General features: G+C 41.4%; 6 protein-coding genes. 4 read left to right on the plus strand and 2 right to left on the minus strand.

The features are described from left to right. Positions 1-217 precede the first annotated feature (217 nt). Positions 218-1,009, minus strand: a complete 792-nt coding sequence (locus Q4600_RS20530; protein ID WP_303524433.1) for a hypothetical protein — start codon at positions 1,007-1,009, stop codon at positions 218-220. 308 nt (positions 1,010-1,317) lie between these two features. On the opposite strand from Q4600_RS20530, the gene Q4600_RS20535 reads away from it, so the two are divergent. From Q4600_RS20535 to Q4600_RS20550, 4 genes are all read left to right on the plus strand, one after another. Further along, positions 1,318-1,710, plus strand: a complete 393-nt coding sequence (locus Q4600_RS20535) for a nitrous oxide-stimulated promoter family protein (RefSeq protein WP_102529575.1) — start codon at positions 1,318-1,320, stop codon at positions 1,708-1,710. A gap of 132 nt (positions 1,711-1,842) precedes the next feature. Beyond that, positions 1,843-2,685 (plus strand): hypothetical protein, encoded by an 843-nt coding sequence (locus Q4600_RS20540; RefSeq protein ID WP_303517938.1) that lies wholly within the window; start codon positions 1,843-1,845, stop codon positions 2,683-2,685. A 61-nt stretch (positions 2,686-2,746) separates the two neighbouring features. Further along, the gene (locus tag Q4600_RS20545) at positions 2,747-4,771 is read left to right on the plus strand and encodes a S9 family peptidase (protein ID WP_303517951.1); all 2,025 of its coding nucleotides are present in this window, start codon (positions 2,747-2,749) and stop codon (positions 4,769-4,771) included. 270 nt (positions 4,772-5,041) lie between these two features. Next, entirely contained in the window at positions 5,042-5,614 is a 573-nt protein-coding gene (locus tag Q4600_RS20550) for a lipid-binding SYLF domain-containing protein (protein ID WP_229372243.1), read from the plus strand. A 324-nt stretch (positions 5,615-5,938) separates the two neighbouring features. Here Q4600_RS20550 and Q4600_RS20555 read toward each other — a convergent pair. Continuing rightward, positions 5,939-6,520, minus strand: a 582-nt coding sequence (locus tag Q4600_RS20555) for a calcium-binding protein (protein WP_303517945.1), incomplete at its 5' end; no start/stop codon positions are given.

Below are 6,520 nucleotides of genomic sequence, written 5' to 3' on the forward strand. Positions count from 1 at the left end.
CTCTTTAGTCTTTCTTTAAATAAATATGCCATCCCGATTCAAATAACTACCATGATGTCATCATTACTCATGGGGGATTTAAATGCGCCCTATAATGGCAACATAGTCCGGTTTGTCTATACAAATCAGTATTTTTTGCCAATAAAAAAGCGAACCTGAGTCCGCTTTATAATCATCAACATGAATTTAATGAGTCATGTGTTAGTTAAGCATTGAATTAGTCACCTGCTTTAGATTTTGCTTTTTCAATACGGTTAATTCGACCTTCAAAGCCAGTGACAGTTCCGTCGCTTAATTGATAAGTCATTGCTTGCTGGCACACTGCAATGGCTTTATCAAACTGTTTGGTGTCATTAAGCATAGTTGAAAGCTGCATAAAGCCTGGACCTTTTTCATCAGCTGCAATCTTATTATCTTGCTGGTATTGCTCAAAAGTAGATAAATAAATATCTGTCAATTGCGCTCCGTACTGACAATATTCAGCTTGTTTACGCAATTTATAGCTGTGGCCAATAATGTTCAATAAGCTCTGATGTTGGACTGCTGCATCAGCATTCACATCATGCTTCGCCACTAAACCAGTGAACACTTCACCAGCCCAAGCGCCTGTCGTAGGCAGAGCCAGATCATTTGTGGCTGGTTCTGGCTGCGTTTCGAGTGTAGGTTCTGCTTCTGCTGTGACAGCTTCAGGCTCAGATGTAGTTTCAGCTTCAACCTCAGCAGCTGGCTCCGCTTGAATAACGGGCGCGGCTTGAGTAACGGCCTCTTCGACTTTTGGCTCTGGCTCTGGCTCTGGCTCTGGCTCTGGCTCTGGCTCTGGCTCTGGCACAGCATCCACTTTTTCAGCTTCTGCAACCACAGTATCAGCCTCGCCTTCAATGACACTGGTTGGCTCCTGTTCGGTTTCTGTCGACTCTGGCTGCTCAAGCTCTTGTTTAGCCACATTTTGAGTTCGACGATACAAATAGACGCCTAACAACACTAATAAAACAATTACGATAATTTTCATTGATAACACCATGCCTGTGTCATGAATTATGAATTTAAAATAGCTTTTATAAAAAGGTCAAAGCGTATTCAAGCGAGTATATTTCTACGCTGCATTTTTAAACAGCTATATAGGTATTAATAAGCTATTGTGTGGTCATAAATCAAGTATTTATCCCGCTTTTGTGCCTTTAAACATGATAACTGGGGATAAATTCAAATTTTTACTTTTTTGTGCTTTAGCTCAAGCTTATTATCACCTAAATTGAACTCCTAATATGATGCTCGTTACACTAACCATACCCGAGTAAATTACTAAGGTATTTATCTATGTCAGCCACTCCACTTCTCTCTGGTCAATTGTTGTTTGAACTGAATACGATGACTGCTATGGCAAAAATATATTGTCGCGCTCATCATCAGCAAGAACACAAGCAAACCTTATGCGCTGAATGCACAGAGCTACTGCAATATGCAGAAACCAGGCTCGACCGTTGTCCTTATGGTCAAGATAAACCGACCTGTAATAAATGCCCTGTGCATTGTTATAAACCGCACATGAAACAAAAAGTCAGAGAAATCATGATTTACTCAGGCCCGCGTATGTTAATTCCCCATCCCATCATGTCGATTAAACATTTATTGGCAGAAAGAAAGCCTGCGCCAGGAAAACCACCTGAGGGTGTGTCTAATCGACATATAAGAAAGCAAAAATTAACTTAGGGTACTGGTTGAAATAGTCGCTTACAGGTATTATCACTCTACTTTGAAAAGGGGTAATTCATCGAACTCGGATCTTTTTTTGCGCAAGCTTACATATGGTTATCATTACTCAGTGGCATTCATTGCTTAGGAGTGGGCTTATATGTACGTTATATCTATGCCAATAACGATCCTGCAACCACTCAAAGTAATCGTCTTCTTGGTGCATTATTCATCTTAATTGCGCTCTTTTTTGCTACTGGTGCTATCCCACGAGACAGTGTGCAATATCAGATGCACTTTGTGCTTACCCTCATGGTGCCATTTTATTTTCTATTGATGCCACTACTGTACTCGTACTGTAAATCGAGCCTGCAAATAAAGGTTTCAGAGCTCAATAGTAGTAAACATCTACTGCCCACCTTTATTTCCATGCTGGTGATTGTGTTAGCTGTGTCTTTTAATATCGGTATCGATCCAAACGCATCTCGCCAATCAGTCGCAACGGTCAGTGAACTCAGTCATATCAATATGATTGCCCTGATCATGCCTGGATTCATCATTTTACAGAGTGCTGTTTACTTTACGCTTATCTTTAAAACCCTCAGAAAACACAGAAAGCGGTTTAAGCTAGCAAACCAACAAACCTTAAAAGACATTCGATTTCGTTGGCTGCTAATTCTAACCTGTGGAATATTACTTAACTGGGTATTACGCCTTATCATGTTATTAGTACCGTTTTATTTTGGCGATACCGTTTCAGTGCTGGCGCATACCATTGCTAGATTATCTCTATTATTGACTGTCTATGTATTTGCACTTTACGGGTTACACCAAATTACCCGCGCGGCTTATCTTCGCGGAACCACAAATTTGAGTAATGAAGCCAGTAAAAAACCACAAAAAGCCAGCGAGCAGCTACTTAATTCAGAAGAGTTGAACTACTTACAGACAATAATGAACGACGAAAACACGACAGAAAAGCGAGTCAATTAATATAATAAAAAAGGAAAGGACCTCCATGACACTATCCAGCACAACCTTACGCCGTATTGGCATGTTCACGCTAATGGGCTTATCAACTCAAGTCTATGCTAATCAAGCTAATAAAATTACTATCGACGATTTTTTTGATATCGGCATAATGAAACAAGTCCGTTTCAGTCCCAATGCTAAACACGCTATTTGGGTCGAAAGCCGTTGGGATAAAGAGCTCGATAAAGCGCAAGCTGACTTATGGAAAGTTGACACTAAAACACGTCAAGCTCAACGTCTCACTTTTAGTAACGAAAATGAATCAAGCCCGGTATGGAGTGCAGATGGGCAATATATTTATTTCCTCAGCAAACGCACTGATACCAGTGAAAAAGCGCCACACAATGGTAAAAATCAAGTCTTTAGAATGACCGCAAACGGTAATGACATTCAGCCTCTCACCAAAGAGGTTAAAGGTGTTAACGCATTTCAAATAAGCCAAGATGGCAAAAACCTGTACTTTATCGGCAATAAAACCGTTGAAGAAACAGACCAATGGAGCGCCATGCGAAACAGCCATAGTGCACCAGAGTATGGTCACGGCTCGCACGATTCCAATCCATTACATGTTCTGGACTTAGAACACTATAAGCAAAAAACACTGATTGATGACGGTAAAGTCGTGTGGCAATTTAGCGTGAATCAAGACCAATCAAAAATTGCCCGAATTACCACAGAAGATAATGAATTAGTCAAACTTGAAGGCTGGTCAGATATCGACATCTTTGATATCAGCAATCAGAAGCATCAAGTATTGCAAGACACTCAATGGCGCCAACAAGCCCCATCACCATATGGCTGGTTGCTCGGGTTATCATGGCATGAAGACAATCATAACCTGGCATTTAGAATCGATTTTGACGGTCACCCAGGTAAGTTGTTCATCGCAGATATTAACGCTAACAACACGAAAATAACTGAGTTAACTCGCCCAGATAAAGTCACCTTAAATGGCGACGATCTTAAATGGCGCCCCGACAGTGATGAGATTTGTTATCGCGGTGCAATCGAAGCCAAAGTTAAAATTTACTGCACGGAGTTTGACAATGGTCAACAGCAAGAGACTCGCAGTGTCATCGGTGCTGATACTGTCGTTGGCAGTTATGACTTTAGCCAGTCTGGTAAGAAGGTTGCGCTAAGCCATAATGGCTTAACCCATTTCAGTGATTTATTCATTGCAGATGCCAACAATCGCCGCGCTAAAATTAAGCGTATTACCGATATCAACTCTCAAGTCAGCCAATGGCAATTACCTCAAATTTCGATAGTAAAATGGACCGCGCCAGATGGCAGTGATGTTGAAGGTATTCTAGAACTTCCCCATGGCTACACCAAAACACAAGGTCGTTTACCCTTAGTCGTGCAAATTCATGGTGGGCCGACTGCTGCCACCCCTTATGCACTGCAACACCGTTCCTATGGTCGTGGCACTTTTTCTGCTGATGGCTGGGCTATTTTGTCGCCAAACTATCGTGGTTCCACTGGCTATGGCGATAAGTTCTTAACCGAATTAGTCGGTCGTGAACACGATATTGAAGTCAACGATATTCTTGCTGGCGTCGATTACTTAATCGCAGAAGGCATTGTTGATGAAGATAAAATGGCTGTGATGGGCTGGAGTAATGGCGGCTATTTAACGAATGCTTTAATTAGCACAACTGATCGCTTTAAAGCCGCGAGCTCTGGTGCTGGGGTGTTCGATCAACGTTTACAGTGGATGCTAGAAGATACACCCGGTCATGTGGTTAACTTTATGGAAGGACTACCTTGGGAAAAGCCAGAAGCATACTCCCATGGCTCATCATTGACCAAAGCTAATAATATCACCACGCCTACTCTTATTCACATTGGCGAAAACGATCAACGCGTGCCAGTTGGCCATGCACAAGGGCTATATCGTGCCTTAAGGCACTATTTAAATGTACCTGTAGAATTAGTGGTCTACCCAGGAGAAGGCCACGGCCTGAGCCATTATCAGCACCGTAAAGCAAAAATGGAGTGGGACAAAAAGTGGTTTGATTATTATGTCTTAGGTATAGAAGACTAAGCAAAACTCAAACTAATCAATTTTCATCATTTCGACCTAAAGATTAACAACGCCTAGTGAGTCAGCCTGAACAATAGCTGTCATTAGGCGTTTTAGTTTTGTGCTTCCGGCTCTGGCTTTGTTATGCTGCTAGTCTGAATTGATTATCGACTTTTTAGTCATTGAGCATCAACCTCGTTACCGCTCAAGGATTCAAGTTGCTGTTAGCATGTGCTAGCTAATGGTTCAGCCTAAGTTGAGCCCTGCTTTCCCTTACTTGTAGGAGTAAATATGAAAAACATATTATCACTGTTGTCCGTCACCTTCGTCTTAATAGGACTGACTTTTTCAAATTTTGCACATGCTGATAAATATGCCAAAACAGTGGAAGACTTTAGAAAAGCCCCTGAAGTACAGAATTTTTTCCAAAATGCTTATGGTTATGCCATTTATCCAACCGTGGGTAAAGGCGGCATTGGTATTGGCGCAGCGTATGGCGCGGGTCGAGTGTACAAAGGCGGGATCCATACTGGCGACTCCACTCTATCGCAATTGTCTATCGGCTTTCAGTTAGGTGGCCAAGCTTACAGCGAAATTATATTTTTTAAGAATAAAGCCGCCTACGATGATTTTACTAGCGGTACCTTTGAATTCAGTGCACAAGCATCAGCTGTTGCCATTACCGTTGGCGCAAACGCGCAAGTGGGCTCAACGGGCAACTCAGCCGCGGCAGGTAATGCGGGTAACCGCACCGCAGCCAAAGCTAATTACATGAACGGTATGGCTATTTTCACGGCAGCTAAAGGTGGCTTAATGTATGAAGCTGCTATTGCAGGTCAAGCATTCAGTTTCGATGCCAAATAATCGTATTAAAATACAAATAAAAAAGGCTGCCTAGGCAGCCTTTTTTATGACGATATAATTACTGTCGCTGCAAGCATAAGCTGACATAGACCACACCCAACTTTCAATCGCTTAGCTAAAAAATATAACCATATACTGACATAAAATATAACCATATACTGACATAAAATATAACCATAAGCTGACAAATTTTAATATATTATCATTGCCCATAACTTCATCTGAAATTAAACTACTTAAAGGCTAGAGCTTAAAATAAAAAGGCACATCACTATTATGTGCGGTGCCTTCTAATAGAATTTTAGTTATACAACGAGCCTATTCCTAGATGGTTTGCCAACTTTCAACTAGGACAGGTTTTATTGCATCTTTAGCCTCTTGAGTAACAATACTTCCAACTCCAGTTGGTACATCAAAGCTTGCCATAGCAGAAACAAGTTGCTCAAGCTGAGCATTTAGCAATACTTCCCCCCCCATCTCTATTTGATCAAGTTGATAATTCCCACCACTATACCAATCGGAAATGGTAACTTGATCATCGGTGCCAACGATATTGATCTGTAGATCATTTTCATTCTGACTCAACCAAAGATCCTCAATTGAAATATCATCAAAATGAGCTACATCAATACTAGAAGGACTTGAATCATAATTACTTACAATATCTTGACCGCTTCCAATATCAAAATGATAAATATCACTCCCAAAACCTCCATTCAATAAGTCATCACCCGCGCCACCATCAAGCGTGTCATCACCTAAACCACCCGATAATGTATCGTTGCCTTCAAAGCCTTTTATGGTGCTATTAATATTGCTGCCACTGATACTGTCATCTTCAGCAGTACCATGCTGCTCAATACCAAAATGCGTAATCCAATCACCCTCAACCACTGTGCCATCGTT

It is taken from the genome of Shewanella sp. 2_MG-2023 (assembly GCF_030548905.1).
In the GTDB taxonomy this organism is placed as follows: Bacteria; Pseudomonadota; Gammaproteobacteria; order Enterobacterales; family Shewanellaceae; genus Shewanella; species Shewanella electrodiphila.

What these genes read in the sequence shown, in the direction of transcription:
- Q4600_RS20530 (WP_303524433.1), bottom strand. Translation starts at nt 1,009, where the DNA reads ATGAAAATTATCGTAATTGTTTTATTAGTGTTGTTAGGCGTCTATTTG.
- Q4600_RS20535 (WP_102529575.1), top strand. Translation starts at nt 1,318, where the DNA reads ATGTCAGCCACTCCACTTCTCTCTGGTCAATTGTTGTTTGAACTGAAT.
- Q4600_RS20545 (WP_303517951.1), top strand. Translation starts at nt 2,747, where the DNA reads ATGTTCACGCTAATGGGCTTATCAACTCAAGTCTATGCTAATCAAGCT.
- Q4600_RS20550 (WP_229372243.1), top strand. Translation starts at nt 5,042, where the DNA reads ATGAAAAACATATTATCACTGTTGTCCGTCACCTTCGTCTTAATAGGA.